The following is a 25,291-nucleotide window of genomic DNA, read 5'->3' as shown; positions in this document are numbered from 1 at the left end:
CCACCGTCGCCCACCACACGACGAAAGAGAACCGTCATGACCGACAACCTGAGCATCGAACAGCGTGGCCTGCGCGAGTCGGCCACATTCGACCGCACGACCATCGCCGCGATCCAGCGCGCCGCCGAGACCGGCATCTACGACATCCGCGGCTGGGGCGCCAAGCGCAAGCTGCCGCATTTCGACGATCTGCTGTTCCTCGGCGCGTCGATGTCCCGCTATCCACTCGAGGGCTACCGCGAGCGCTGCGACACCGACGTCGTCCTCGGTAGCCGAAATGCGAAGTACCCGTTGCATCTCGCCACCCCGGTGACGATCGCCGGGATGAGCTTCGGTGCATTGTCGGCCTCGGCGAAGGAAGCACTCGGTCGCGGCGCCTCGGAGGTCGGCACCTCCACGACCACCGGTGACGGCGGGATGACGCCCGAAGAGCGGGGGCAGTCGAAGCATCTCGTCTACCAGTATCTCCCGTCGCGGTACGGGATGAACCCCGACGACCTGCGCAAGGCCGACGCGATCGAGATCGTTCTGGGGCAGGGTGCCAAACCCGGCGGAGGCGGAATGCTGCTGGGACAGAAGATCTCCGAACGGGTCGCCGGGATGCGCACCCTGCCACAGGGTATCGACCAGCGCAGCGCATGCCGTCACCCGGATTGGACCGGGCCCGACGACCTCGCGATCAAGATCAACGAGTTGCGCGAGATCACCGACTGGGAGAAGCCGATCTACGTGAAGGTCGGCGCCACCCGCACCTACTACGACGTCAAGCTCGCGGTGCACTCCGGCGCCGACGTCGTCGTGGTCGACGGCATGCAGGGCGGAACGGCCGCCACCCAGGACGTTTTCATCGAACACGTGGGCATCCCGACCCTCGCCGCGATCCCTCAGGCAGTGCAGGCCCTGCAGGAGTTGGGAGTTCATCGAGAGGTGCAGCTGATCGTCTCGGGTGGGATCCGCAACGGAGCAGATGTCGCGAAGGCGATGGCGCTGGGCGCCGACGCCGTCGCCATCGGAACCGCCGCGCTGATCGCGTTGGGTGACAACGACCCCCGATACGCCGAAGAATACGAGGCGTTGGGCTCGGCCGCCGGCTTCTACGACGACTTCCAGGACGGGCGCGATCCCGCGGGCATCAGCACGCAGGACCCGGAACTGTCCGCCCGCTTCGACCCGGTCCTCGGCGGAAAGCGACTCGCGAACTTCCTGCGCGTGATGACGATGGAGGCCCAGACCATCGCGCGTGCGTGCGGGAAGGCACATCTGCAGCATCTGGAACCCGAAGACCTCGTGGCGATCTCGATCGAGGCGTCGGCGATGGCCCGCGTCCCGCTCGCCGGGACGAACTGGATTCCGGGGTCCGGGCTGTGAACCCGGAGTCCGCGTCGGTCGTCATCGTCGGCGGGGGTCTCGAGGGCGCGGCCGCCGCGTGGGCGTTGGGACAGCGCGGCGTCACCGATGTGATCGTCTGTGAGCGCGACACCGTCGGCGGTGGGATGACGGGGAAGTCGTCGGGAATCGTCCGCTGCCACTACGGTGTCGGCTCACTGGCAGCCATGGCCGCGATCGGGCTCGAGGTCTTCGAGAAGGCCGAGGAGATCTTCGGAACGGACATCGGTTTCCGGCAGACCGGGTACGTGGTGGGCGTGGGGGAGGCGAATGTCGAGAACATGCGCAAGAGCCTCGCGGCACAACGCGTGATGGGTGTGCAGACCGAGGAGATCGACGTCGCCGACGTCGCCGCGATGTGGCCGACCGCCGACCTCGAACCGTTCGCGGCCTTCGGATGGGAGGAACGGGGCGGGTACGGTGACGCGTATCAGACCGCGCAGGCCTTCGCGGCCTCCGCACGGGCGGCGGGAGTCCGAATCCGTCAGGGCACGAAGGTGACCGGCCTCGTCGTCGACAAGGACAGGGTGACCGGCGTCCGCCTCGCCGACGGCTCGACGATCTCCGCGGACACCGTCGTGGTGGCGACCGGCGTCTGGTCCAGGCCGTTCCTCGCCCCCTACGGGATCGACGTCCCGATCGAGGTGCATCGCGAACAGATCGTGATGATCGACCCGGGTGAGGACCTCGGCGAGGTGCCGGTCTTCTCGGACCTGGTGTCACTGCAGTACGTCCGTCCCGACGTCCGCGGTGAGATCTTGTTCGGCAACAGCGATCTGGCCGCCCTCGACATCGCGGATCCGGACGACTACCGCAATCGCGCGGATTCGGACTTCATCGACCTCACGGTCGACAAGGTCGGCACGCGGTTCCCCGGTTTCTCCGCGCCGGCGATCACCACGAGCTATGCCGGGTGTTACGACGTCACGCCGGACTGGAACCCGATCATCTCCCGTGGACCGCTGGACGGGCTCGTGCTCGCAGCCGGATTCAGTGGGCACGGGTTCAAGATCTCACCGGCGGTCGGCCGGTTGATCGCCGATCTGGTCGTCGACGGGCGCAGCGCGGACCCTCGTATCCCCGAGTCGGACTTCCGTTTCTCTCGGTTCGCCGAGGGAGACCTGCTGACGACACGCTTCCCGTATGTCGGCGCCGGCGAGATGCGCTGACCCGGCCTTCCGATGACCTGAGGCCCGACCGTCGACGGGAGCCGACTTCGTGTGTCAACTGTCAGGAAACGTTGTTTCTCACTATGCTGGCAGCGTGACGGACGACCCTTTGATCCGGAATCAATCCGGCACAGCGCGAGAGCGGCCCGTCGACCAGTCGGTCGAGGAGTTGGAGCTGGAGACGGCGATCGCGCACAACGTGCGGCGTCTGCGACGCCAGCAGGGACTGTCGGTGGGGGACATGGCGACTCGCGTCGGCATCTCCAAGGCGATGTTGTCGAAGATCGAGAACGCCCAGACCTCGTGCAGTCTCAGTACGCTGGCCCGCCTGGCCAACGGGTTCGACGTGTCGGTGACCTCGCTGTTCCGCGGCGCCGAGATGGAACGGTCGGCCGTGTTCGTCAAATCGGGTGAGGGCTCGGAGATCATCCGCGAGGGGTCTCGGGAGGGCCACGAGTACGAGCTGCTCGGTTCGTTGCGCGGTGAGCACAAACGGCTCGAGTGCCTACTGGTCACGCTGACCGAGAAGTCGGTCACCCAGCCGCTGTTCCAGCACGCGGGAACCGAATTCCTGTACGTCCTCGAGGGCGTGATGGACTACGCCCACAGCCGCTCGGTGTACCGGATGCATCCGGGCGACTCGCTTCAGCTCGACGGCGAGGGAGCGCACGGGCCTGTCGAACTCGTCGAGCTGCCGGTGCGTTTCCTGTCGGTGATCGCATTCCCGGACTCGGCCGTCTGAGACGAATGGCTCACGTGCGCGACCCGCTGAGATCGAAGTCGTGGCGCGACGTCGGCACCACGTCGAGATTCCGGTCCGCGCCGAACCGGGCCACGCTCTGGAGCATGAGGGTCATCCGGCGTTCGAGTTCCTGCTGGTCCCCGCCGCTTCCGTAGAAGGCGTGGATGTCGCTGACCGCCTCCATCGGGAACAGTTCTTCGACGATGGCCGCGACCGGCGGGGCGTTCTCGGTCAACGGTCGTTCGACGATGTTCTGGACATATCCGAACGTGGCCTGGGTGTCGATGGCGACCTGGGTGTGGTCGTCCAACCACCGACGGAGCCACTCGTCGCGGTCGAGTTCGTCGGGACGACGCAGGAACGCGATGTTGGACAGCGCGTCGATGCGCGTTCCCTCGGCGGGTAGTTCCGGATCCAGCGGCGCTCGATCGGTGACCGCCCAGGCATCGATCCGAACGCCGAGGTGGTCGTCGACGGCCGCCAGGACAGGGCCGGGCTCGGGGGCCCAGAACGCCAGCACCGCAGCGATCGGCGGGTCGAGTTCGTAGATGCGCATGGCTCCCGACACCAGGTCGTCGTCGAGGTTGACCTGGACGCGCGTCGCGCCCGCGGCGGCACAACCCCGGACGAGGACATCGGCATCGGCGAGGGTCGGCGCATCGCCCCGGATGGCAACGATCACCTTCGAATCCGTCACCCCGCGGACGGTACCCGGCGATTCACGCGCTGGTCACCGATTGGCAGATCGGCGCCTAGAACTCCTCGGCGCCGATGAGTGCGGCGTCGTCGGCGACCTTGCGATCGTGGGCGACCTTGGCCAGCGACACCGCGACGAGGGCGACGACGCAGTACGCGGCGGCGAACCACCACGGGGTCGCCTCCGAGCCGGTCCACTTGGCGAGGTAGGCGACGAGTACGGCCGCGATCGCGGCACCCATCCAGCGGAGGAAGCTGAACCCGGCGCTCGAGACCGAGCGCGGGGTGTCGCCGCCGACCGCCGACATGGCGACGTCGGTGAAGAGGGTGTTGAGCACGCCCGACGGGAAGCCGGACAGGATCACGGCCAGACCGATCAGCCAGACCTGGTCGGTTGCGGTGCCGATCCCGGCCAGCACCATCACCAGCCCGTAGACCGAGACGGCTACGAGGACACCTGACTTCTCACCGATGAGCCGTGCGAGCAGCGGTGCGACGAAGACGCCCGCAATAGCGGTGAGCAGACCCCAGCCGAAGAACACCAGTCCCGCGTACATGGGACGCAGACCCATCGCGATCGGCGCCCAGGCGATCACGGTGAACAGCGCGCCCGTGTAGAACGCCGAGCCGACGGAGGTGACGAAGAGGGTGCGGTTGCGGAGGACCTTGAGCGGGTCGACGATCCGCACCTGGATGCGTTCGGATCGCGGGCCGTCGGCGGGGAGCATGACGGCGCAGAGGACGGCGCCGGCCAGCATGAGCAGCGCGGTACCGGCAAACGGTGCGCGCCAGGTCCATTCGCCGAGTGTTGCGCCCAGGAGCGGGCCGACCGCCAGGCCGATTCCCAGTGCGGCCTCGTACATCATGATGGCGCTGTTGCGGTTGCCGACCGCGGACTGGACGATGAAAGCCAGTGCGGTGGCGAGGAACAACGCGTTTCCGAGGCCCCAGATCACCCGCAACGCGATGAGCTGGTCGATGTTGTCGGCGAGGGCCGAGACGCCGGCGGCGACGACGATGAGGACCAAGCCGACGGTGAGAGTTCGTCGGGGACCGAAACGGTATGCGGCCCAGCCGGTCAGCAGCATCGCGACGCACTGCACGCCGACGTAGACACCGAACAGGAGCGTGAGCTTCTCGGGCGGGGCATTCAGCGCTTCGGCGATGCTGTGCAGGATCGGATCGACGAGGCCGATGCCCATGAAGGCGATGACGGCGGCGAATGCGGTGATCCACACCGCGCGCGGTTGCGCGCGCAGGGAGGCGAGCATCGACGGCTCGGCCTCGGTGCGGTCGGCTCCGCTCGCGACGGTGTCGCTCTGGGTGTGTTCGGTGACGGTCATGGGGTCCTTTGCCAGATCAAGGCGGGGTGGCCGGTGGCGACGCGCCGGCTCCCGCTCACACGCGTGCGGGGGACGCGGCGTGTGATGCCGGATGGTTGTCGAGTTGGTCGCGCAGGGCCAGCAGGGCGGGTCCGGCCGCGGCGATGGCTTCGCGTTGCTGATCGCTGAGTTCGGCGAGCGCGCCCGTCAGGACGACGTCGCGTTGCTCACGGATCCGCCCGACGAGAGTGCGCCCGTGGTCGGTGAGGCCGACGAGCACGGCTCGACGGTCAACCGGATCGGGTCTGCGTTCGACCATCTCGTGTTTCGTGAGTCCGTCGATCACCGACGTCGCTGTCGGCATGCGGATGGATTCGCGGTCGGCGAACTCACCCATGCGCATCGGCCCGTGGTCGGCGAGGACGCTCAGGGCGGACGATTGCGCCGCGGTCAGCTCGACCGACGGTGCACGACGACGAAGAGCGAGGTAGAGCCTCGTGATCGTCGGCCGCAGGGCCTGGGCGAGTTGGGCGGGGTCGGAAGCGGACACGTTTAGCAAGTCTAATACTTAGAACTTCGAAGTAATGCATGGCAACGGTGTGACGCTCCTTACGGACGGGGCCACACGGTGCTCCCCCTGGATCCGTATGAGGTTGTGCCCGTGAACAGGGCACAACCTCATACGGAAGGTCGCGGCTTCCTCGTCGGAAGCGTGGGCTCTGCGGTCAGGCCCCGATCTCGGCACCGCCGTCGCGCCACACGGCGACGATGGAGGGGCGCGGCTGGGAATCGCCGCCGTCCGGCCAGTGCGACGCCGGGTTGTCCGCGGAGTGATCGTCGAGCTCACCCGGGTGCTGGACGGCGATCAGGACGCGGTTGGTGTCGATGATCGGGCCGCAGGTCTCGCCACCCTTGGGTACGGTCAGGAACTGCTTGGTCTCCCCACGCCGGTCGCCGTCGAGGGCAACCGCGAACAGGCCGTCGTTGCTGTCGAGCGCATTGCCGTCGGTCGAGATCCACAGGTTTCCGTGCGGATCGAAGGCGACGTTGTCCGGGCACGAGATGGGGCTGACCGCGGTCTTGTCGAACCCGCCGTAGTAGGTGTCGGCGGCGGCGGGGTCGCCGCACACCAGCAGTAGTTCCCAGGTGAACTCGGTCCCGGTGTGGTCGTCGGTCATCTCCAGAACCTGACCGTTCTTGTTCTCGGTACGCGGATTGACGGCGTCGGCAACGGCCTCTCCGTCGGTGCCGCGGTCGTCGTTGTTCGTCAGTGCGCAGTACACCTTGCCGGTCTTCGGGTTCGGTTCGATGTCCTCGGGGCGGTCCATCTTGGTCGCACCCACGGTGTCGGCGGCCTGCCGCGTGAACACCGCCACCTCGGCCGGGGTCATCCCCGGAATGTAGGAGCGAGCCGAGCCGTCGGCGTTGACCGTCAGCAGCGGTTTCCACGAACCCTTGCCGGTGAACTTCCCTGAGGCGGGCGGGGTTCCGGACCCGTCCACGGGGTCGGTCGAGTCTCCGGTGAAGGTGGCGACGTAGAGGGTGCCCTCGTCGAGGATGCCCATGTTGTGCTCGCGGGCGGTCCGTGACAGACCGCTCTTCATCTTCCGGCTGGACACGAACTTGTAGATGTACTCGAACTTCTCGTCGTCACCGCTGTAGGCCACGACCGTGTCTTTGTCCGGGCCGCTGCCGACGACATAGATGTTCGCCGACTCGTGCTTGAACCGTCCCATCGAACTGTGTTTGACCGGAACGGAATTCGGGTCATGCGGGTCGACCTCGACGATGTAGCCGAAGCGATTGCCCTCGTTCGGTTCGACAGCGAGATCGAAGCGTTTGTCGAACCGTCCCCAGTGGTGCTCGTCCCCGTCGTCCTCGAAGGAGTAGCGCTCGAGTCGCTCCGCCGCCTTGGGGTCGGTGACCTTGCTCGGGTTGGCGAAGTAGTTGTTGAAGTTCTCCTCGCCGGAGAGCATGGTGCCCCACGGGGTCAGTCCGCCGGAACAGTTGGCGAAGGTCCCCAGGACGGTGGTCCCGGCCGGGTCGGCAGCGGTCTTGACGAACTCGCTGCCGGCGGCTGGTCCCGTCAGGCGAAACGGGCTGGACGCGGTGAGGCGCCGATTACGCGGTCCCACAACGGTTGTGAGTGCACCGCTCCCGGACTTCGAGGTGACCTCGACGATCGCTATGCCGACCGACGCCATGGCGATCCGGGCCTGCTGCTCGGTGGGCTCGCCGTCGTTGTACCCGGCGAACATGAACGGTTCGGTCGGATACTCGAGGTTGGCGACCAGGTAGTGGTGGTCGGCGACCCCGTCCACGGGGATGAGCCCCGCGAAATCGTTGTTGAACCCGAACTGCCCCGCCTGCGCCTCCGGGGTCTGATTGGCGAAGTCGAACTCGGGAGCACCGGGCAGAATGGGATCACCCCATCTGATCACGACCTCTTGGCGGTATCCCGCCGGGATCACCACGGCGTCTTCGGTATTCGGTGCGACGGCATCGAACTTCATGCCGGGCAGTGCATCTCCGGACGATGCGCTGCTCGGCGATGCGGGGTCCGATGATCCGGAGTCCCCGCACGCCGCCAGCAGCGAGGTCGCGCCGACGGCCACGGCGGCACCGGCGGAGGTCTTGAGGACGCTGCGACGCGACACCGCGGTCCGGACGATCTCGCGGAAATAGGTGTTGTCGCTGGTGTTTCCCGGGTCGTGGCGGCACGCGTCGCCACACTTGTATCGGCAGGTCACGTAGGCGCGGGACGAGCGTCCGGCATCCTCGCCGGTGGACATGAACAGCTGCAACGGAATACGCACACGGGCTCCTCTGGAAGCATGGTCGCGCCACGGGGCCGGCGCACGACGAAGAGCACGTTAGGAGGGCGAAGCGAACCGATGGCTACCCGTGTGTGAACGGCAACCCAACACCCCTGTTGGTTCCACGTGGAACAACGCCAGGCTTCGATTGGGCCCGCTCGCCACGCTCCCGGCGCCGGTGCCTCAGAAGCGGCCGCCGGTGCCGATCCGTCCCGAGGACCCGGAGCCGCCGAACGACCCGGGGCTGCGTCCGCCACTGCCGAAACCCCCGCCGAAGCCGCCCCCGGCGAAGCCTCCGCCGCGCCCACCGATGGTGCCGCGCAGGAAACTGTCGACGAGGATGCCGCCCAAGACCGCGCCGGCGGTCGATGAACCGGTCGGGTGTCGCTGTTGCGACTGCTGCCAGCTGACCACGTCGCCCTGGGCGGCCATCAGGGCCTGGTCGGCCAGAGATCCGGCGCGACGAGCGGTCTGGGTCGCCGCCGGCGGGTCGGTGGCAGCGGCGTCCGTCGCGGACTGCAGGAGGCGTTGCGCCTCGGCGAGCCTGGTGCGGGCGGTGGACTGGACGGCGCCGCGGCGGGTGCCGATGAAGTCGGCGGCGGCGGTCACCTTGGCGCCGGCCGATTCGAGTGCGGCCGTGAGGACCTGTGCGCGGCGGACGCGCTCGGCAGCGGCATCACGCGCTGCCGCGAGTGCGTCGTCGAGGTCGGCGTCGGCGTCGACCAGCGCGGTGAAGGTGCCCAGGGGATCGGTGTCGAAGCTGCTGCGCGCACCCGCGACCGCCGCACTCGCGGTCTCGATCGCGGTCACCAGCGACGTGCCGCCGGCCTCGGCCAGGGCATTCGCCTCGGCGAGTTCCTCCTCGACCTCGGCGACGAGCGCCGGCATCCGGGAGCGGGCGGCGGCAATGTTGGCATCCGCATGGTCGATGGCGTCGAGGAGCACCGTCGCCTGCTCGATCGAACCCTCCGCCGACCGGATGGCGGCGACCGCCGGACCCTGCTGACCGACCGGTGCGGTGATCGCGGCCCGGCCCTGATCCGCGGTCGCCTCCGCGAAGTCGATCTGGGAGCGGGCCAGGTCGACGTTGTCGAGAATCGAGGTCAGTGTGCCCTCGCCGTGCTTGCCGACGAGATCGGTCAGCTGCTGCGAGGCAGTCTCCAGACGGGCGCGCAGGCCGATCAGCTGCTGGGTGATCGAGTCGAATCGAGCGTCCGCGTTGATCAAGAGGTTGCGCATCGCGTCGAAGTTGTCGACCTGATCGTCCAGCACACTGTCGATCTCGGTGCACATGGTGATGATCTGCACCAGGATCGACCGACGCTCGTCGTCGGTCTCGGCGACGTTGTCGTCGAGCCGTTGCCGAAGCGCGAATGCCCGCGCCAGCGCCTGCTCGGCCTGCCGGACGGAATCGGTGAACGGTGCGGTCTCGACCTCGCCGAATTCGCCGACGGCCAGTTGCAGCTCTTCTTCACTGGTGCGGATCGCGTTGTCGAGGTCGGTGAGCACCTCGCGTGACCACGGGTCGAGCACGTCGACGGGCTGGGCGGCCAACTGGTCGACGGTCAGTTCCTGCTCGCGGAGCGTCTCGACGCCCTCGGTGATGCGGCGTTGCCTCCGTCGTCGTGAGTAGAGGTACGCGCCGCCGCCACCGAGGACGACCACCCCGCCGACGACACCGGCCGCGATGATGCCGGTGTGGCTCGGATCGAGTGCTCCGGACAGACCGTTGACCGCGGCCAGTCCGGCTCCCGCCCAGTTCTCGTCGCGCAGCTGCGGGACGACGTCGTCGTTGGCCACCTCTTCGAGCGTCGACTGATCCAGGCCGCCGGCGCTGTCGGGCGCGAACAATCGGTACGCCCGATCCTCGGTCGCGACGGCGAGCAGGGCGTCGTGATCACCCAGCTCACTGGCGACGGCGGTCTGATCTGCCCACTGCTCGCTGGTGAGACCGCCGAAGTCGCGGACGTACACGATCCACATCTGGACCGCGTGGTCGCTGTAGAGCGAGTCGATCGCGGCCTCGAGTTCGGTGCGTTGTGCCGGACTGATCGCGTCCGCGGAGTCGACGACGTAGTTCGGCAACCGGGTCGGCGGTTCGGCGGACGCCGCGCCGGGTGACGCGAGGGCCACAAGGACTCCCAGCAGTCCTACCAGCGCGGCCGTCGAAGCCACACGTGTCAGCAGTTCCCGAAGTGCCGGCACTCGATGCATGATCACAAACCTAGTCGTGCAGACGTGCGATGCCGACGAGGCATCGGGTCGGGTGTTGCATCCGGGCAATCGTCCGGCCGAGCGAATGACGGGCGGCGCCATACGGCGCCGCCCGCGATGCGGTCAGTTCCGCGAGTCGCGCCACCGGCACAGCGCCTCGAGGGCGGTGAGGTCATAGTCGGGCCCCGTGACGCCGACGGTCAGCAGAGTGACGCCCTCGTCGGCGAGTGCGTCCGCGTCGCGGAGCAGTGCGTCGGTGTCGCCGCTGAAGTTCACCCCGGACGACCGTTCGATGGTCTCCGGGTCGCGACCCACGGCCGCGCAGTGCTCGGCCAGCACCTTGGACTTGTGCCGGTACTGCTCGACGTCGTTGAAGCCGTGCCAGACGTCGCCGTGCTCGGCGATGTAGCGCAGTGTCTTCTTCTCGCCGCTGCCACCGATCAGGATCGGGATGTCGCGGGTGGGAGCCGGATTGAGCTTGGCCAGACGCGACTTGATCCGCGGCAGCGCAGCGCCGAAGTCGTTCAGACGTGAACCGACCGTGCCGAACTCGTAGCCGTACTCGTCGTAGTCCTTCTCGAACCAGCCGGCCCCGACACCCAGGATCAGGCGGCCGCCGCTGATGTGGTCGACGGTGCGGGCCATGTCGGCGAGCAACTCCGGGTTGCGGTACGAGTTGCAGGTCACGAGTGCGCCGATCTCGACGCGTGAGGTCTGCTCGGCCCACGCGCCGAGCATCGTCCAGCATTCGAAGTGTTCGCCTTCGGGTGCGCCGTAGAGCGGATAGAAGTGATCCCAGTTGAATGCGACGTCGACGCCCGTGTCCTCGGCGCGTCGAACCGCGTCGCGGATCAACGAGTACTCGGGTGCGTGTTGGGGTTGGAGTTGGACACCGATGCGAATGGGGAATGCCATGCCGACCAGTCTGCCTGCTGTCAGCGCAATCGTCGACGAAGGCGACCGGCGAGACCGTGATGCCCCGACCCCGCCGGTGTCCGCCCTGACCCCGCGCCGGACTTCCTGCGGGTTCGGCAACGGTCCTGGCCACCCGCGACCGCGCGTGCCACAGTCGACTGCATGGCCACCGAGAACAGCCGTCCCGACACCATGACCGAGCCATCGAGACCCGACGACCCGGGTACCGCCGAGGGCTGGGATGCGCGGTACAGCAGCGCTGACCGGCTCTGGACGTCGGACGTCAACCCGGCACTCGTCGCCGAGGTGTCCGGGATCGATCCGGGCACCGCACTCGATGTCGGGTCGGGGGAGGGCGCCGACGCCCGCTGGCTCGCCGATCGTGGATGGCAGGTCACCGCCCTCGACATCTCCCAGGTCGCCGTCGACCGGGCTCGGGAGATCGATCCACGACCGTCGATCACCTGGTTGCGTGCCGACGTGATCGCCGATGACGTGCCGGCGACCGGCGTCGATCTCGTGACGGCGCACTACTTCCCGATCCCGAAGGAGAACGTCGACGCGGCTCGCCGACTGGTCGACGCCGTCGGGCCCGGCGGGTCCCTGCTGGTGGTCGCCCACGCCCCCGAGGGCGTGCGGGCCCATGGGTTCGACCCCGACGCGTACGTCCAGCCCGGGGATTTCGCGGATCTGCTCGGCGACGGCTGGGACATCGTGACCGACGAGACGCGGGAACGCGGGAAGGCCGCCGGAGGCGGACACCACACGCACGACGTCGTGTTCCGGGCGCGACGCCGGGCCGACTGAGATCGAGTTGCGTTCTGGCCCGGAAACCGGGACAAATCGCACCCTGATCTCGACGAGGTGTACACGCACACGAGCACGCCCAACGCTTGCGCCCCGGAATTGAGTGCACATCTGTACACTCAGGGCCATGACCGCCACGACCACGCGTGAGGCCGAGCTGCGGGCGCTCACCCACCTCGGTCTCTACGAAGCCGGCGCTGCCACGCGAGGCGTCGGAGCGATGCATCGTGTCATCGCCGGTGGTGTCTTCCGGATGCTCCGGCCGGTGTTGGGGAGTTCCGTCGACACGGCACAGATGGTGCACGACGCCGTCAGCGAGGGCACCTACAACTCCATCGCCGCGGCGCTCGACGCCGGGAGGTCGGCAGCGGACCACATGCCGTGGCCGGAGGGCCGCGCGCCGTCGCACACCCATCGTGGCGCCGTGCTCCTCGGCATCCTCAACGGCCTGATCGGCGATGAACTGGAGACCGCGGAATCGCCCCTGACGGCCGACATGTCGATCCGCGTCGATGGCCGTCCGGTCGCGCTCGACGCCGAGTCGCTGCGCGCGGGCTTTCCCCACGCGGGCGGACACATCGTCGTGTTCCTGCACGGCCTGATGGAGTCGGAGTTCGCCTGGTCCCTCAGTGAGCGCGCGACCTACGGCGAGAAACTGGCCGACGACATCGGCGCCACCGAGGTCCAGGTCCGGTACAACACCGGTCGCCACATCAGCGAGAACGGCCGCGCGCTCGCCGACCTCCTCGCCGACCTCGTACTGCTCTGGCCCGCACCGGTGACCCGGCTGACCCTCATCGGTCACTCGATGGGCGGGTTGGTCATCCGAAGTGCTTGTCACACAGCCGTTCAGCGCAGCGAGTACTGGACGGGTCTGGTGTCGGAGACGGTGTGCCTGGGCACGCCGCATCTGGGTGCGCCGCTGGCTCGTGGTGTCCACCTGGCCACGAATGCGCTGCGGCGGACGCCGGTCACGCGTCCGATCGGCTCCCTGCTGCGTCGTCGGAGTGCCGGGGTGCGAGACCTGTTCCACGGCAGCCTGACCGACGACGACTGGGTGGGACAGGACCCCGACGCGTGGTCGCAGCCGCCCGGTGCCGACGTCCCGCTGCTGGCGGGCGCACGGCATCTCTTCGTCACCGCCACGATCACCCGCGATCCCGACAACCCGTTGGGACGCCTGCTCGGTGACGGTCTCGTGCTCGCACCGAGTGGGCGCGGGCAGCACACACGCCGGCGTCGTGGTCTGAAGTTCCAGGAGGGTTTCCATATCGGTGGCGCGCACCACTTCACCCTGCTGAACAGCGACGCGATCTACGACTGGCTGCTGGGCCACCTCACTCCACGAAAGGCGCTGCCGGCCGGCCGGTCGTCGTAGGACCAGAACGGGGTCCGTTGACAGCCCGGGAATTCAGTGCGGCCGGCGCTGACGGTAGCGACCGCGTGCGGCAAGCACACCCACGACCCAGCCGACGACGAAGACGACGGCCAGGATGAACCACAACGGCGACTCGACGCTCACCCAGAACAGCTCGATACGCACGGTGGTCCGGTTCTGAACGATGAAGACCACCGCCAGAATCGTCAGCCCGAGCGCAATCCATTGCGGCAGTGACACTCTCGACAACGTGGAGGGTCTGCCGGATGCCGGCGTCGGGGCGCCGCGGTCTTTCGCCATGTCTGGGACTCTAGGTGCTCTCAGCAGCGGCCGTCTGCGATCCGGTTGCGTCTTGTCCCGGAAACCGGGACAAAACGCAACCTGACGTCGAACCCTCACGCCGGCGGGCGGCACCGGAGGCCGTGCGCCGCCCGCCGGGTGTGGCTACTTTTTGCCCGGGTCGTCGGCGGCTGCGATCTCGACCTCGGCGGTGGCCTGGATCAGCGCGAGTAGATCCTTGTCCAGTCCGGGCGCGAACTCCTCGCGCCGTTCGGGTGCGATGGTCATGGGGAATCCCTCGGGCATGATCTCGGTGCTCAGTTCGGTCCCGTCACCGCTGGGGGACGCACCGCGGTACAGCTTCGCCGCGTCGCTCTGGTTGTCGGCGCTGAAGGTGAACTGAACGCTCTGCAATCCCTGGTCGACCAGCTTCTTGACCTCCGGGTACCGCTCGGCATTGGTCTTCGGGATCGGCAGGATCGATCCCCAGTTGACCCCGAGGCTCTCCAGGGCCTTCGCGAAGGCGTTCTCGTGCGCCTGATCACGGACGATCAGGTAGGCGATCGTGGAGCGGGCTGTCTTGTTGTCGGTCATCTCGTAGATCCGACATTTCTGCAGTCGCCCGGTGGATTCGAGCATCAGGTTGTAGAGCAGATCCAGAACGAGGTTCCCGCTGTTGTACACGTAGGACCCCGACCAGGGATTGCCGGCGGCGTCGACCGGCAGTGCACCCTGTGCGCCGACGAGGTAGTGATGGATGTTGCTGGTGTCCAGCGCGATCTTGAGGGGTGTGGACCCCTTCTCACCCGGCTTGTCGACCGGATCTGTCTTCTTGCCCTTGTACTCCGGCGAACCGTCGAGCAGGCGCGAGATGGTGGTGCCGATGAGTTCGACGTGGCTGATCTCTTCGGTCCCGACTCCCTGCAGCAGATCCCGGTACGGCTTCGACGCCGGATCGCCGCGAAAGTTCATGGACTGGAACAGGTACTGCATCATGGTGCGCATCTCGCCGAACTGCCCGCCCAGCCCCTCCTGTAGGGCATTCGCAGCGGCCGGATCGGGCTCGTCGACGGCGATCTCGTTGATCAATTGCTGAGTGTGTAGGTACACAGGCTCTCCTCGAACTCGTTGGGAGGCGGACCGGCGGTGCCGGAGTTCGCATATGGAGTGATCGGTTGGCCCCGGACCGGTTGCGGCAGAGGATGAGCAATCCGACTCGCAGACACCCATGCCTCGCCGACGCCGGTCGAGGGGGCCACATCATCAACAGAGGCCACGTTTCTGGAGCAACTGGTATGCCGAGCGATACCCACGCAACCGGCGCCCAAACACGCCGGGCGGGTCAGCCCTGTCCGAGGGGTGTCCGGGGTCGGTTCGACGAACTCGACGATCGATACGCGGTCAGCGGCAGACGGCCCCCTGCGACGCGGAGGTGACGAGCTTGGAGTACTTGGCCAGCACCCCGCGGGTGTAGCGCGGCGGCAGGGGAGTGAATTCCTGTGCACGTGATGCGAGTTCGTCGTCGTCGACCAGGAGGTCGAGGAGTCCGCGGCCGACGTCGAGTCGGATGCGGTCGCCGTCGCGGACCAGCGCGATCGGTCCACCGTCGACCGCTTCCGGTGCGACGTGACCCACGCACAGGCCGGTGGTGCCGCCCGAGAACCGTCCGTCGGTCATCAGCAGCACGTCCTTGCCGAGGCCCGCGCCCTTGATGGCGCCGGTGATCGCGAGCATCTCCCGCATCCCCGGTCCGCCCTTGGGCCCTTCGTACCGGATGACCACGACGTCCCCGGCGGTGATCGTGCCATCTTCCAACGCGTCCATCGCGGCGCGTTCCCGATCGAATACCCGTGCCGTTCCCTCGAAGACATCGGAGTCGAAGCCTGCGGACTTCACCACGGCGCCTTCGGGAGCCAGCGAACCCTTGAGGATCGTGATGCCGCCGGTGGGATGGATGGGCGATTTCGTGGCGCGCAGGACCTGACCGTCCGGATCCGGCGGCGCGATGTGCGCCAGGTTCTCGGCCACCGTCGATCCGGTCACCGTCAGGCAGTCGCCGTGCAGGAGCCCCGCGTCGAGGAGCGCCTTCATCACCACCGGCACACCGCCGATGCGATCGACGTCGGTCATCACGTGCCGGCCGAAGGGTTTGACGTCGGCGAGGTGCGGGACGCGGCTGCCCACGCGGATGAAGTCGTCGAGGGACAGTTCGACCTCGGCCTCGTTGGCGATGGCGAGAAGGTGGAGCACCGCGTTGGTCGAGCCGCCGAACGCCATCACCACCGCGATCGCGTTCTCGAAGGCCTCGCGCGTCATGATGTCGCGCGCGGTGATCCCGCGGCGCAGCATCTCGACGACGGCCACACCGCTGCGCCGGGCGAACTGGTCGCGGCGCTTGTCCGGGGCCGGGGGCGCGGCACTGCCGGGCAGGGACATGCCGAGGGCCTCGGCGGCGCTGGCCATCGTGTTGGCGGTGTACATGCCGCCGCACGCACCCTCACCCGGGCAGATGGCGCGTTCGATCGTGTCCACGTCCTCGCGGCTCATCAGTCCGCGGGCGCACGCGCCGACCGCCTCGAAGGCGTCGATGATGGTGACCTGGCGCTCTGTGCCGTCGGACAGCGTCGCGTAACCGGGCAGTGTGGAACCGGCGTAGAGGAACACCGACGCGAGGTCGAGGCGCGCCGCGGCCATGAGCATGCCGGGCAGGGACTTGTCGCACCCGGCCAGCAGGACCGAGCCGTCGAGTCGTTCGGCGCTCATCACTGTTTCCACGCTGTCGGCGATCACCTCGCGGGAGACCAGCGAGAAGTGCATGCCCTCATGGCCCATCGAGATGCCGTCGGAAACCGAGATGGTGCCGAACTCGAGCGGATATCCACCGCCTTCGTGCACGCCTTCCTTCACGGCCTTCGCCAGCCGATCGAGCGACAGGTTGCACGGGGTGATCTCATTCCACGACGACCCGACCCCGATCTGCGGTTTCACCCAGTCGTCGTCACCCATCCCCACCGCGCGGAGCATGCCGCGGGCCGCGGTCTTCTCCAAGCCGTCCGTGACGTCGCGACTACGCGGCTTGATGTCGATCTCGGCGTCCGGTTCGGTTCGCTTGGTCATGAGGGCAAGAGTAGTGGTGATCGTCGGGACGCGGTCGGAGTCGGTACCGGCGCCGCGAGATCGGGCCGTGCGTGGTCAGCACAGAACCGTGCGCTCGTGACCAGATGCGTGGCAGCGGGAGTGGTTAAGGTCCACCTCGACCCCCGTTGACTCGTGGAAAGGCCGCCGACATGAACCCCAGGACCGCGCTTCGAAAACTGGCCGGACGGGCACTGCTCGTCTCGACATTGGTGGCCACGGCCGCCGGCCTGTCGGTGGTTCCGGCCGAGGCCCAGCCGACCGCACCGACAGTGGTCCTGGTGCACGGGGCGTTCGCCGATTCGTCGGGCTGGCGTGACGTCGCGCAGGACCTGCGCGGCCGCGGACTCGCGGTGCAGACCTTCGACAACCCCCTCCGGTCTCCGGCGTACGACTCCGCGCAACTCGAGAAGAAGCTCGCGACGATCGACGGGCCCATCGTGCTCGTCGGACACTCCTACGGCGGCTTCGTCATCACCAACACCCAGGACCCCGACGTCCGCGCCAACGTCTACATCGCCGCCTTCGCACCCACCACCGGCGAGTTCGTCCAAGGGCTGCTGAACCCGATCACCTACCCGGGCAGCCGGTTGTTGCCCCCCGCTCTGCAACTCAAGGTCGTCGAGAACGACCCCACCGGACTGGCCGGTCGCAACGTCGACGGCTACATCGCACGCCCGTACTTCCGGGACATCTTCGCCCAGGACGTGACGCCCGCGGTCGCCGCCGACATGTTCGCGCACCAGAAGTCGGCGGCTCTCCGCGCCAACCTGGAACCCTCGGGACCGCCGTCGTGGTCGCGGGTGCCCAGCTGGTACCTCGTCTCACAACAGGATCGGGTGATCCCCCCGGCGCTGCAGCGATTCATGGCCGGACGGGCCGCGCCCGGTCGCACCTCCGAGGTCAACGCATCCCACGCCTCGCTGGTCTCGCGACCCGACGCCGTCTCGCGGATCGTCCTCCGAGCGGTCGACGCGACGTAGCCGGACCGACTGTCGGCGTGATGGCCCCGGCTCAGGCGATCGATCGACCTGGGCCGGGACCTCGTCCTCGTCGATCCCGATCGTCCCGTCGCCGTGAGCCGGCCGGAACCGGGGCCGGGGTTGCCACAGCGTCTTCGCGGGTCGTGACCTGGATGTTCGCCGTCGTCAGCGGTCGGACTCGATAAGCTCTGACAGCATGGTTGGAGGAGATTCGCTATCACTGCTCGGCGAGCGGACGAGTCGCCGGCTGCGCGACAACGGCCTGTTCATCACGTGCATGCTCCTGTTCGCAGTGTTCTTCGTCGGAATGGCCGTGTCCGGCTGGCAGGTCTACAACGCCGAGCAGCTCTCCCACGGCGGCTCCGGACAGGTGTCGTTTCTCGGCTACTTCCTCACCGGCGACTTCATCGAGGCGACCTTCGAGAACTGGGAATCCGAGTTCCTCCAGATGGCCATGTACGTGGTTCTCACCGCGTTCCTGTTCCAGCGCGGATCCTCCGAATCGAAACCCGTCGACGGCGACGCACCCCAAGACGCCGACCCTCACGGGTCTGATCAGCCCCGCACGCCGTGGCCGGTCCGTCGCGGCGGATGGGTACTCAAGATCTACGAGAACTCGCTGGCCATAGCATTCTTCGCACTCTTCTTCGCCTCATTGGCACTGCACGCGGTCGGCGGTGCCCGTGCCTACAGTGCCGAGCAGCAGGAACACGGTGAGGCGGCCGTATCGGTGTGGCGCTATTTGACCACTTCGCAGTTCTGGTTCGAGTCCATGCAGAACTGGCAGAGTGAGTTCATCGCGGTCGCCGCGATCGTCGTCCTGTCGATCTTCCTGCGCCAGCGGAATTCTGCCGAGTCCAAGCCGGTCGCAGACCCCCATACCGAGACGGGTTCGTGAACGGCGACGGCGGCTCGCGACCACGGACGTACGTCCCTGTCGAGGACGCGCATGGGCGGCCGCACGCCGGATCGGTGTCGGCGGAAGTCGCGGTGGCGCACACCCCGCGCGGCGGAGCGTTCGAGCGGTGCGCATTCTGGCGGGAGTCGTCGCGCCGGGTTGAGGCGGAATTGTGCCGTGACCGGCGGCAACCCCGCCGTCGCACCGTGTTCGCCGGTATTCTTCCTGTTCGATCACCCGTCGTCGCACGGCGAACATTCGGAGCTGAGGGGGTCCGGGCATGGCCATCGTCTTCGCCTCGCACGAAGTGACGGAGAAGGACCGGCGTGAGGCGACCTACTCGGCGTTTCTCGACCAGATCTGGCCGACCTCGGTGGAGTTCGACGACCCGCTTCGTACGGACGCGACGTTGGAGCGCATCCCGTACGGCGACACCAGCATCTTTCGTTCGTACCTCACCGGACTCCGGCTGTCGCGCAGTCCGGCGCAGATCCGCAGCGGCCCGTCGGAGGTGCTGGCGCTCGCGGTCCAGGAGCGCAGCGTCGGTGGATTCGATCAATACGGAAGTCAGCAGTTGCTGCAGGCCGGTGACATGATGTTGTGCGACCTGAACACCCCCTACGACTATTACTGGCCGGGTAGGGGCTCATCACAGGCCCTGTACATCCCGCTCGAACAACTCGACCTCCCCCACGAGGTCATCCGCGGCGCGGCCGGCCGGCTGGCGTCGAGTCCGCTCTGTTCGCTGATGACCGACCGGATCGGGGCGATGGCGAACAACGGTGACGTGCTGGCAACGAATCCGATTGCGGCAGAGGCCATCGGATCGTCCACGATCGACATCGCCCGGGCGTTGCTGGCGTCGGCCTACGACCCGGATTACGCGCGCCACGCGATGGCAGCCGTTCTCCTGCCGCGTATCCGCGGTTACGTGCGGCGGCATCTCGGCGATCCTCAGCTCTCGGCCGGGATGATCGCCGACGCGCACGGGATCTCGGTCCGAAAGCTGTTCCGGCTCTGCGCGGACGCGGGTTTCGGACTCGAACAGTGGATCATCGCGTGCCGCCTGGAGGGTATCCGCGACGATCTCGCCCGACCGGAGACCCGGCATCAGTCGGTCGCGCTCATCGGACGTCGGTGGGGAGTGACCAACCCGTCCTTCCTCGGCCGCCGGTTCCGTGAGATGTACGGCATGACACCGAGAGCATGGCGGGTGATGTCCCTGGCGCAGGAGAACAGCCCGTGATCACCGGTCAGACACAGGCCGGTCCGGAGGGTTCCCGATGCGGGCCGTGGCGCGACGTCAGGGGCGTCGAGGCGGTGGTCGCACCCGAACGTCACCCAGACGCGCCGACCGCGACGCACTGGCCGATGGGTGAGGGCATGTGGTTGACCATTGCCGACCATCAAGGGATCACTCTGTCCCGCAAACGATCCCACCGTGGCCGAGCCGAGGTGGCACTCGTGGTCGCGGTGCCCGGAGACGATGGCTGGACGCTTCGTTGCGGTCCCGGCGAGGAGGCGAGTCCACGCGGACTCACCGTTGTCGATGTGTTGTCGCCCTTCGATTTCCGTGCTCACGGCCCGGGTTCGATCGTGGCGTTGCAGGTGCCGCAGGGATGGTTGGGACTTGCTCCCGAAACAGTCCGGCGCGGTCTCGATCGCCTGCGCGACGCCAACCCGCTGCTCGGCTTCGTCCGTGATCACGTCCTGCATCTGAGGCGTCTGGCAGCGGACTGTCCCGAGTTGCTCCCGGATCTGGCCGCTCCGACCAGTGCCGTGGTCAGGTCCCTGCTCCTCACGGCGCTCGACGCCGGTGACCAGCCGCAACCGTCGGAGCTGGTCATTTCGGTGAAGAACCACATCGATGCTCATCTCACCGACCCCGGGCTGTGCGCGGACACAATCGCAGCCGCCCACCACGTGTCGACCCGGAAGCTGTACTCCGAGTGGCCTTCTGCAGAGGTCCGGCTGAACGACTACATCATCCGCCGGCGACTGGACCGCGCCCGGGACGCACTCGTGGTCCGTCGACAACTAACCATCCCGGCAGTCGCCCGAGCCCACGGCTTCAGCGACGCCACCCATTTCGCCAAGCGATTCCGGGCCGCGTACGGGGTCTCGCCGTCGCAGTGGCGCCGCGACAACGCGGTGTCCTGAATCTGTGGTGCCTTTCGACCCCGGGCTGCCCGGCCACCCATCCGGCGCCGCGTCGGAGGTGGCCGGCGCCACATTGCGTGCGGAGTGATTCTAAAGCGGCCGCGGGCGGCGAGGGTGGCGCAATGCCCTGCGCCCGAGCGTGGCTCGCAGGTCAGCGCGCATCACCGGTGGCGCATTGCGGTGGGGGCGCGACCAGCGCCGGCAACAGTGATCCCAGAGTCGACGTGATCGCGTTATCGTGCCATCCATGCAGCTCAGGACCACAGCAGCCGGACGGCTTCGGGCGGACAACGCCCGTATGGTCGCCGACGTCCTCCGGCGCCAGATCCACGACGGCGACCTCGCCGACTCGCTGGACGAACGCGCACTCATCGCCGACTTCAATGTCTCCCGCAACACCATCCGGGATGCGCTCGCGATCCTCACGGAAGAGCGACTGATCGAGCGCGCGCCCCGGGTCGGCACCCATGTGGTGGCCCGAAAGCTCGACCACGGTCTCGATGCGCTGCAGGGATTGAAGGAGACGTTCCGCATGCACGGCGAGGTACGCAACACGGTCAAGATCGCCACCCTCGTCGACGCCCCGCGCGCGGTGGCGAGGCGATTGCAACTCGACGATGCGCAGGCCGTCTACATCGAACGGCTCCGCTACCTCGACGACGAGCCGATCAGCCTGGACATCACCTACCTCGTGCCGGACCTCGGGATCCCGCTGCTCGAGCACGACCTCGAGAACAACGACGTGTTCACGCTGCTCGAGCAGATCTCCGGCGGACCGCTCGGACACGCGACGATGACGGTCGAGGCGGTCGACGCCGATCCGCACTCGGCCGCACACCTGGAGATCGGTTCGGGGACTTCGCTTCTGCTCCTCGAACGACTGACCCACCTCGCTCACGAGAGCCGGCCCGTCGACCTCGAGTACATCCGGATGCGTAGCGACCGTGTCTGCCTGCGGAGCACCGCTCGGCGTGAGGTGGCCGGATCATGAGCCAGGTCAACAACCGGGTCGACGTACCGGTCACCATCGACGAATCCCTGTGCATCGAGGGTTGCACCCTCTGCGTCGAGGTCTGTCCACTGGATTCGCTGGCCATCAACCCGGAATCGGGCAAGGCCTTCATGCATGTCGACGAGTGCTGGTACTGCGGCCCGTGTGCGGTCCGGTGCCCGACGGGTGCGGTCACCGTCAACATGCCCTACCTCCTCCGCTGAGTTCTCCCGCCCACACCGCCGGCGCCACAACGCAACCGGCGGCAATGGCCCATGCCGTCATCTGTCCTGCACTTCCTCCATCCCCGGTCCCAGCCCGAAGGACACCCGATGAGAACACGTCTCCGATCCCGACAACTGGCGGCGATCACCGTCACCCTCGCTGTTGCTCTTGGCAGTGCGGCCTGTTCGCTGGAGGACACCGGTGATTCCGACGCGGTCCGGGTCGTCGTCGGCTACCAGTCGAAGACGATCAACACCGTGACGGCGGGCACCCTCCTCCGCGCGGAGGGCCAGTTCGAGAAGCGGCTCGCCGAGGTCACCGAGCGAACCGGCCAGAAGTACACGGTCGAGTGGCAGGACTACGACACCGGCGCGCCGATCACGACCGGGATGGTCGCGGGCAAGATCGACATCGGATCGATGGGTGATTATCCGTTGCTGATCAACGGGTCCCGGGCCGGTGCCGAGGAGGCGACCCGAACCGAGATGTTGTCGGTCACGGGGTCCAGCGCGCGGGGTTCGTTGAACATGGTTGTGGTACCGCCGGATTCGCCGGCCACGACGATCGCCGAGCTGCGCGGGAAGTCGATCTCGGCCAGCGTCGGATCGGCGGGTCACGGGACTCTCGTGCAGGCTCTCGACCGTGCGGGAATCGACCCCACGACCGGCGTGCAGGTGCAGAACCAGCAACCCCAGGTCGGGGCGTCGGCGCTGGAGTCGGGCAAGGTGGATGCCGTCGCCCAGTTCGTGGCCTGGCCCGGTCTGCTGGTCTTCCAGGACAAGGCCCGCTTGCTCTACGACGGTGCTCAGCTCGGTGTCCCGACGCTGCACGGAGTGGTCGCGAGATCTGCCTACGCGCGGGAGAATCCCGATGTGGTCGCGGCATTCATGCGGGCGCAGCTCGATTCGACCGAGTCCCTGACCCGCGACCCGCTCGCCGCGGCCCAGCTCGTCGCGGAGAACAGTGGGCTGCCGGCCGAGGTCGTCTACCTGTACAACGGCCCGGGCGGAACGGATTTCAACCCCGGTATCAAGCCGAACCTCGTCGAGGCACTGCGAAACGATGTTCCCTACCTGAAATCGATCGGCAGCTTCCCCCACGAGATCGACCTGGACACCTTCGTCGAACCCGGGCCGTTGCAGGAGACCTTCTCCGCGGCCGGCGCGGACTACTCGGAAGCGGTGAATCGCACCGGCAACGCCTCCGTCATCCGTGGCGACGACCCGGTCTGCGAGGTGGAGGTCGACCCGGCCACCGCCGGTGAGATCTGGCTGCGCGGGCAGGAGCGGACCCAGCCCGCCGCCGACCCGACCTGCTTGCTGCGTGCGGTCGATCGGGCTCGGCGACAAGGGCAGGAAGTCAGGGCCGCCTACATCTCCGACCCGCAGCTGGGGACCCGCTGGTTCGCCGACAAGGCGGTCTGGCTGCGGGAGGGCAACCGGTACGTCGCGTTCACCACCCTGGACAGCGCGCGGCAGTATCGGGCGACGCATCCCGGTGCCGTCGACGTGACCTATGAGCAGGCACTCGCCGAGGTCGCGTCATGACCACCGCGACGGTCGCCCGGCTTCCCGTCGACGACGTGGTTTCCGGCGAGGCGACAGCACGGTCCCGCGACGGATCGAATCGCCTCTGGCAGTGGGGAGTACGACTACTGGTCCTGGTGACGGCCGGGGTTCTCTGGCAGCTGCTGACGACCCACGATGTGGTCCTGTGGGCCAGGTTCGACACCATTCCCTCACTCACCGATGTCGCCCACGCGTTCTGGGGCGCTCTCGGCACCGGCCAGTACTACCTGGATCTCGGGCAGTCACTGATCAGGATCGGTACGGGATTCGCGCTGGCGGTCCTCGTCGGCATCCCGGTGGGCATCGCTCTCGGACGCTCCAGGGCGGCCAGACTCACGGCGGGCACACTCACCGAGGTTCTCCGCCCGATCCCGGCGATCGCGCTGGTTCCGGTCGCGATCCTGGTGTTGCCGACCGACGAGGCCGGCATGGTCTTCATCACCTTCGCGGCGGCGTTCTTCCCCATCCTCGTCGCGACCCGGCATGCCGTCCGGGCGCTGCCCACGATCTGGGAGGACTCGGTCCGGACGATGGGCGGCACGCGTCGAGACGTCGTGATCCGGGTGATCCTGCCCGGCATCGCCCCGGGCGTGTTCAGCGGACTGTCCGTCGGCGTCGGCGTCGCCTGGATCTGCCTCATCTCCGCCGAGATGATCTCGGGCCGGTTCGGCGTCGGATACCGCACCTGGCAGGCGTACACAGTGGTCGACTACCCGCAGGTGTTCGTCGGGATGCTGACCATCGGGGTGCTCGGCGCCCTGACGTCCGGGCTGATCGAGCTGTTCGGCCGGCGGGTCACCCGGTGGCTGCCGCGAGGGCAGGAGCAACGATGAGCACTGCGACGACGAGACGGGACTCGGCCAGCGCGATGCGGCTCGACCTCGCCGACATCCGCATCGGGTACGGCGAGTCGACGGTGATCGAGGGCCTCGACCTCGTCGTGGGCGCCGGCGAGATCGTCGTTCTGACCGGGCCGTCAGGGTGCGGAAAGTCCACGCTCCTGCGTGCGATCGCGGGCCTGCTGCCGGTTCGGGGTGGACGCATCCTGGCCGACGGCGATCCGGTTTCGACCACGTCTCGGGATCGGGCCATGGTGTTCCAGGACGACGCCCTGCATCCCTGGCGGACTGTGCGAGGGAACATCATGTTGGCCTTGACGTTACGCGGTGTTCCGCGGCAGCAGCGCCGGGAACAGGCCGAGCAGTGGATCGCCGAGATCGGCCTGGACGGCTTCGGCGACCACCTGCCGAAGTCGTTGTCCGGCGGGATGCGTCAGCGGGTCCAGCTCGCCCGCGGTCTCGCCGGGTCGCCGAGAGCGGTTCTGATGGACGAGCCCTTCGGCGCTCTCGACGCGCAGACACGGACCTCCATGCAGGAACTGCTGCTGCACACCCTGTCAGGTCACCCCTCGACCGTCGTGTTCGTGACCCACGACGTGGACGAAGCGCTGCTCCTGGGTGACCGGGTGGTCGTGCTCGGCCGCGCAGGCGAACCTGTCCGCGCTCTCGTCGACATCCCGCACCCACGCGACCCGCGGCGGCGGGGCGACGACGTGACACTGCGGTTACGCCGCACCATCCTCGAAGCATTGGAGAAGTGAACCAGCC

Annotated in this window: 23 protein-coding genes; 14 read left to right on the top strand and 9 right to left on the bottom strand. The window is 67.7% G+C overall.

The window, feature by feature from the left end; translation table 11 throughout:
• The first annotated feature begins 36 nt into the window (after positions 1-36).
• The 3 genes from AC3B6C_RS06630 (at position 37) to AC3B6C_RS06620 (ending at position 3,297) form a co-directional block, all read left to right on the top strand.
• A complete protein-coding gene (locus AC3B6C_RS06630; RefSeq protein ID WP_010843860.1) occupies positions 37-1,368 on the top strand; it encodes an FMN-binding glutamate synthase family protein in 1,332 nt (443 codons plus the stop codon).
• Positions 1,365-2,555 (top strand): NAD(P)/FAD-dependent oxidoreductase, encoded by a 1,191-nt coding sequence (locus AC3B6C_RS06625; RefSeq protein WP_488375457.1) that lies wholly within the window; start codon positions 1,365-1,367, stop codon positions 2,553-2,555. The genes AC3B6C_RS06630 and AC3B6C_RS06625 overlap by 4 nt, the downstream gene beginning before the upstream one ends.
• Positions 2,556-2,649: 94 nt before the next feature.
• Complete coding sequence (locus tag AC3B6C_RS06620; protein ID WP_425307037.1) at positions 2,650-3,297, top strand: helix-turn-helix domain-containing protein; 648 nt, start codon at positions 2,650-2,652, stop codon at positions 3,295-3,297.
• A gap of 10 nt (positions 3,298-3,307) precedes the next feature.
• Here the strand turns inward: AC3B6C_RS06620 and AC3B6C_RS06615 are convergent, their stop codons facing one another.
• The 6 genes from AC3B6C_RS06615 to AC3B6C_RS06590 all read right to left on the bottom strand — a co-directional run bounded on the left by AC3B6C_RS06615 (position 3,308) and on the right by AC3B6C_RS06590 (position 11,260).
• Positions 3,308-3,994, bottom strand: a complete 687-nt coding sequence (locus AC3B6C_RS06615; protein ID WP_488375456.1) for a hypothetical protein — start codon at positions 3,992-3,994, stop codon at positions 3,308-3,310.
• A 55-nt stretch (positions 3,995-4,049) separates the two neighbouring features.
• A complete protein-coding gene (locus AC3B6C_RS06610) occupies positions 4,050-5,336 on the bottom strand; it encodes an MFS transporter (RefSeq protein ID WP_488375455.1) in 1,287 nt (428 codons plus the stop codon).
• Between the two features lie 55 nt (positions 5,337-5,391).
• The gene (locus tag AC3B6C_RS06605) at positions 5,392-5,865 is read right to left on the bottom strand and encodes a MarR family winged helix-turn-helix transcriptional regulator (protein ID WP_014928650.1); all 474 of its coding nucleotides are present in this window, start codon (positions 5,863-5,865) and stop codon (positions 5,392-5,394) included.
• A 175-nt stretch (positions 5,866-6,040) separates the two neighbouring features.
• A complete protein-coding gene (locus AC3B6C_RS06600) occupies positions 6,041-8,131 on the bottom strand; it encodes a PhoX family protein (protein WP_488375454.1) in 2,091 nt (696 codons plus the stop codon).
• Positions 8,132-8,314: 183 nt separating this feature from the next.
• Entirely contained in the window at positions 8,315-10,345 is a 2,031-nt protein-coding gene (locus AC3B6C_RS06595; protein WP_488375453.1) for a TPM domain-containing protein, read from the bottom strand.
• 123 nt (positions 10,346-10,468) lie between these two features.
• Positions 10,469-11,260 (bottom strand): LLM class F420-dependent oxidoreductase, encoded by a 792-nt coding sequence (locus AC3B6C_RS06590; protein WP_488375452.1) that lies wholly within the window; start codon positions 11,258-11,260, stop codon positions 10,469-10,471.
• A 162-nt stretch (positions 11,261-11,422) separates the two neighbouring features.
• Between AC3B6C_RS06590 and AC3B6C_RS06585 the strand changes: the two genes are divergently transcribed.
• Both AC3B6C_RS06585 and AC3B6C_RS06580 read left to right on the top strand, forming a co-directional pair.
• The gene (locus AC3B6C_RS06585; RefSeq protein ID WP_055476319.1) at positions 11,423-12,067 is read left to right on the top strand and encodes a class I SAM-dependent methyltransferase; all 645 of its coding nucleotides are present in this window, start codon (positions 11,423-11,425) and stop codon (positions 12,065-12,067) included.
• Positions 12,068-12,194: 127 nt separating this feature from the next.
• The gene (locus AC3B6C_RS06580) at positions 12,195-13,445 is read left to right on the top strand and encodes an esterase/lipase family protein (RefSeq protein WP_488375451.1); all 1,251 of its coding nucleotides are present in this window, start codon (positions 12,195-12,197) and stop codon (positions 13,443-13,445) included.
• A gap of 33 nt (positions 13,446-13,478) precedes the next feature.
• On the opposite strand, the gene AC3B6C_RS06575 is transcribed toward AC3B6C_RS06580, so the two are convergent.
• From AC3B6C_RS06575 to ilvD, 3 genes are all read right to left on the bottom strand, one after another.
• A complete protein-coding gene (locus AC3B6C_RS06575; protein ID WP_014928644.1) occupies positions 13,479-13,745 on the bottom strand; it encodes a lipopolysaccharide assembly protein LapA domain-containing protein in 267 nt (88 codons plus the stop codon).
• Positions 13,746-13,889: 144 nt separating this feature from the next.
• On the bottom strand, positions 13,890-14,834 hold the full coding sequence (locus tag AC3B6C_RS06570) for a manganese catalase family protein (RefSeq protein ID WP_010843872.1): 945 nt from the start codon (positions 14,832-14,834) through the stop codon (positions 13,890-13,892).
• Positions 14,835-15,125: 291 nt separating this feature from the next.
• A complete protein-coding gene (gene ilvD, locus AC3B6C_RS06565; protein ID WP_010843873.1) occupies positions 15,126-16,841 on the bottom strand; it encodes a dihydroxy-acid dehydratase in 1,716 nt (571 codons plus the stop codon).
• A gap of 170 nt (positions 16,842-17,011) precedes the next feature.
• On the opposite strand from ilvD, the gene AC3B6C_RS06560 reads away from it, so the two are divergent.
• From AC3B6C_RS06560 to AC3B6C_RS06520, 9 genes are all read left to right on the top strand, one after another.
• On the top strand, positions 17,012-17,842 hold the full coding sequence (locus AC3B6C_RS06560; protein WP_014928638.1) for an alpha/beta fold hydrolase: 831 nt from the start codon (positions 17,012-17,014) through the stop codon (positions 17,840-17,842).
• A gap of 196 nt (positions 17,843-18,038) precedes the next feature.
• Entirely contained in the window at positions 18,039-18,740 is a 702-nt protein-coding gene (locus AC3B6C_RS06555; protein ID WP_055476322.1) for a DUF6766 family protein, read from the top strand.
• A gap of 280 nt (positions 18,741-19,020) precedes the next feature.
• Positions 19,021-19,986 carry a helix-turn-helix domain-containing protein gene (locus AC3B6C_RS06550; protein ID WP_488375450.1) on the top strand — a complete coding sequence of 322 codons (966 nt, stop codon included), beginning with the start codon at positions 19,021-19,023 and terminating at the stop codon, positions 19,984-19,986.
• Positions 19,983-20,900 carry a helix-turn-helix domain-containing protein gene (locus AC3B6C_RS06545; protein ID WP_488375449.1) on the top strand — a complete coding sequence of 306 codons (918 nt, stop codon included), beginning with the start codon at positions 19,983-19,985 and terminating at the stop codon, positions 20,898-20,900. The genes AC3B6C_RS06550 and AC3B6C_RS06545 overlap by 4 nt, the downstream gene beginning before the upstream one ends.
• A gap of 247 nt (positions 20,901-21,147) precedes the next feature.
• The gene (locus tag AC3B6C_RS06540; RefSeq protein ID WP_051129833.1) at positions 21,148-21,891 is read left to right on the top strand and encodes a GntR family transcriptional regulator; all 744 of its coding nucleotides are present in this window, start codon (positions 21,148-21,150) and stop codon (positions 21,889-21,891) included.
• Positions 21,888-22,115: a 4Fe-4S dicluster domain-containing protein gene (locus tag AC3B6C_RS06535; protein ID WP_010843879.1), complete on the top strand. Its 228-nt coding sequence runs from the start codon at positions 21,888-21,890 to the stop codon at positions 22,113-22,115. The genes AC3B6C_RS06540 and AC3B6C_RS06535 overlap by 4 nt, the downstream gene beginning before the upstream one ends.
• A 108-nt stretch (positions 22,116-22,223) precedes the next feature.
• A complete protein-coding gene (locus AC3B6C_RS06530; protein ID WP_488375446.1) occupies positions 22,224-23,663 on the top strand; it encodes an ABC transporter substrate-binding protein in 1,440 nt (479 codons plus the stop codon).
• Positions 23,660-24,517, top strand: coding sequence for an ABC transporter permease (locus tag AC3B6C_RS06525; RefSeq protein WP_488375445.1), 858 nt, complete (start codon positions 23,660-23,662; stop codon positions 24,515-24,517). Before AC3B6C_RS06530 ends, AC3B6C_RS06525 begins: the two co-directional genes overlap by 4 nt.
• Entirely contained in the window at positions 24,514-25,284 is a 771-nt protein-coding gene (locus AC3B6C_RS06520) for an ABC transporter ATP-binding protein (protein ID WP_488375444.1), read from the top strand. Before AC3B6C_RS06525 ends, AC3B6C_RS06520 begins: the two co-directional genes overlap by 4 nt.
• The last annotated feature ends 7 nt before the right edge of the window (positions 25,285-25,291 follow it).

The organism is Gordonia sp. 11cp, assembly GCF_057767225.1.
Note: the sequence above shows the minus strand (reverse complement) of the source record. Positions and strands in the feature narration are given on the sequence as shown.

Excerpts from the sequence above, each read along its gene's own strand:
- AC3B6C_RS06630 (WP_010843860.1), top strand. The coding sequence starts at position 37 with ATGACCGACAACCTGAGCATCGAACAGCGTGGCCTGCGCGAGTCGGCC.
- AC3B6C_RS06610 (WP_488375455.1), bottom strand. The coding sequence starts at position 5,336 with ATGACCGTCACCGAACACACCCAGAGCGACACCGTCGCGAGCGGAGCC.
- AC3B6C_RS06595 (WP_488375453.1), bottom strand. The coding sequence starts at position 10,345 with ATGCATCGAGTGCCGGCACTTCGGGAACTGCTGACACGTGTGGCTTCG.
- AC3B6C_RS06590 (WP_488375452.1), bottom strand. The coding sequence starts at position 11,260 with ATGGCATTCCCCATTCGCATCGGTGTCCAACTCCAACCCCAACACGCA.
- AC3B6C_RS06585 (WP_055476319.1), top strand. The coding sequence starts at position 11,423 with ATGGCCACCGAGAACAGCCGTCCCGACACCATGACCGAGCCATCGAGA.
- AC3B6C_RS06580 (WP_488375451.1), top strand. The coding sequence starts at position 12,195 with ATGACCGCCACGACCACGCGTGAGGCCGAGCTGCGGGCGCTCACCCAC.
- AC3B6C_RS06575 (WP_014928644.1), bottom strand. The coding sequence starts at position 13,745 with ATGGCGAAAGACCGCGGCGCCCCGACGCCGGCATCCGGCAGACCCTCC.
- ilvD (WP_010843873.1), bottom strand. The coding sequence starts at position 16,841 with ATGACCAAGCGAACCGAACCGGACGCCGAGATCGACATCAAGCCGCGT.
- AC3B6C_RS06560 (WP_014928638.1), top strand. The coding sequence starts at position 17,012 with ATGAACCCCAGGACCGCGCTTCGAAAACTGGCCGGACGGGCACTGCTC.
- AC3B6C_RS06555 (WP_055476322.1), top strand. The coding sequence starts at position 18,039 with ATGGTTGGAGGAGATTCGCTATCACTGCTCGGCGAGCGGACGAGTCGC.
- AC3B6C_RS06550 (WP_488375450.1), top strand. The coding sequence starts at position 19,021 with ATGGCCATCGTCTTCGCCTCGCACGAAGTGACGGAGAAGGACCGGCGT.
- AC3B6C_RS06540 (WP_051129833.1), top strand. The coding sequence starts at position 21,148 with ATGCAGCTCAGGACCACAGCAGCCGGACGGCTTCGGGCGGACAACGCC.
- AC3B6C_RS06535 (WP_010843879.1), top strand. The coding sequence starts at position 21,888 with ATGAGCCAGGTCAACAACCGGGTCGACGTACCGGTCACCATCGACGAA.
- AC3B6C_RS06530 (WP_488375446.1), top strand. The coding sequence starts at position 22,224 with ATGAGAACACGTCTCCGATCCCGACAACTGGCGGCGATCACCGTCACC.
- AC3B6C_RS06525 (WP_488375445.1), top strand. The coding sequence starts at position 23,660 with ATGACCACCGCGACGGTCGCCCGGCTTCCCGTCGACGACGTGGTTTCC.
- AC3B6C_RS06520 (WP_488375444.1), top strand. The coding sequence starts at position 24,514 with ATGAGCACTGCGACGACGAGACGGGACTCGGCCAGCGCGATGCGGCTC.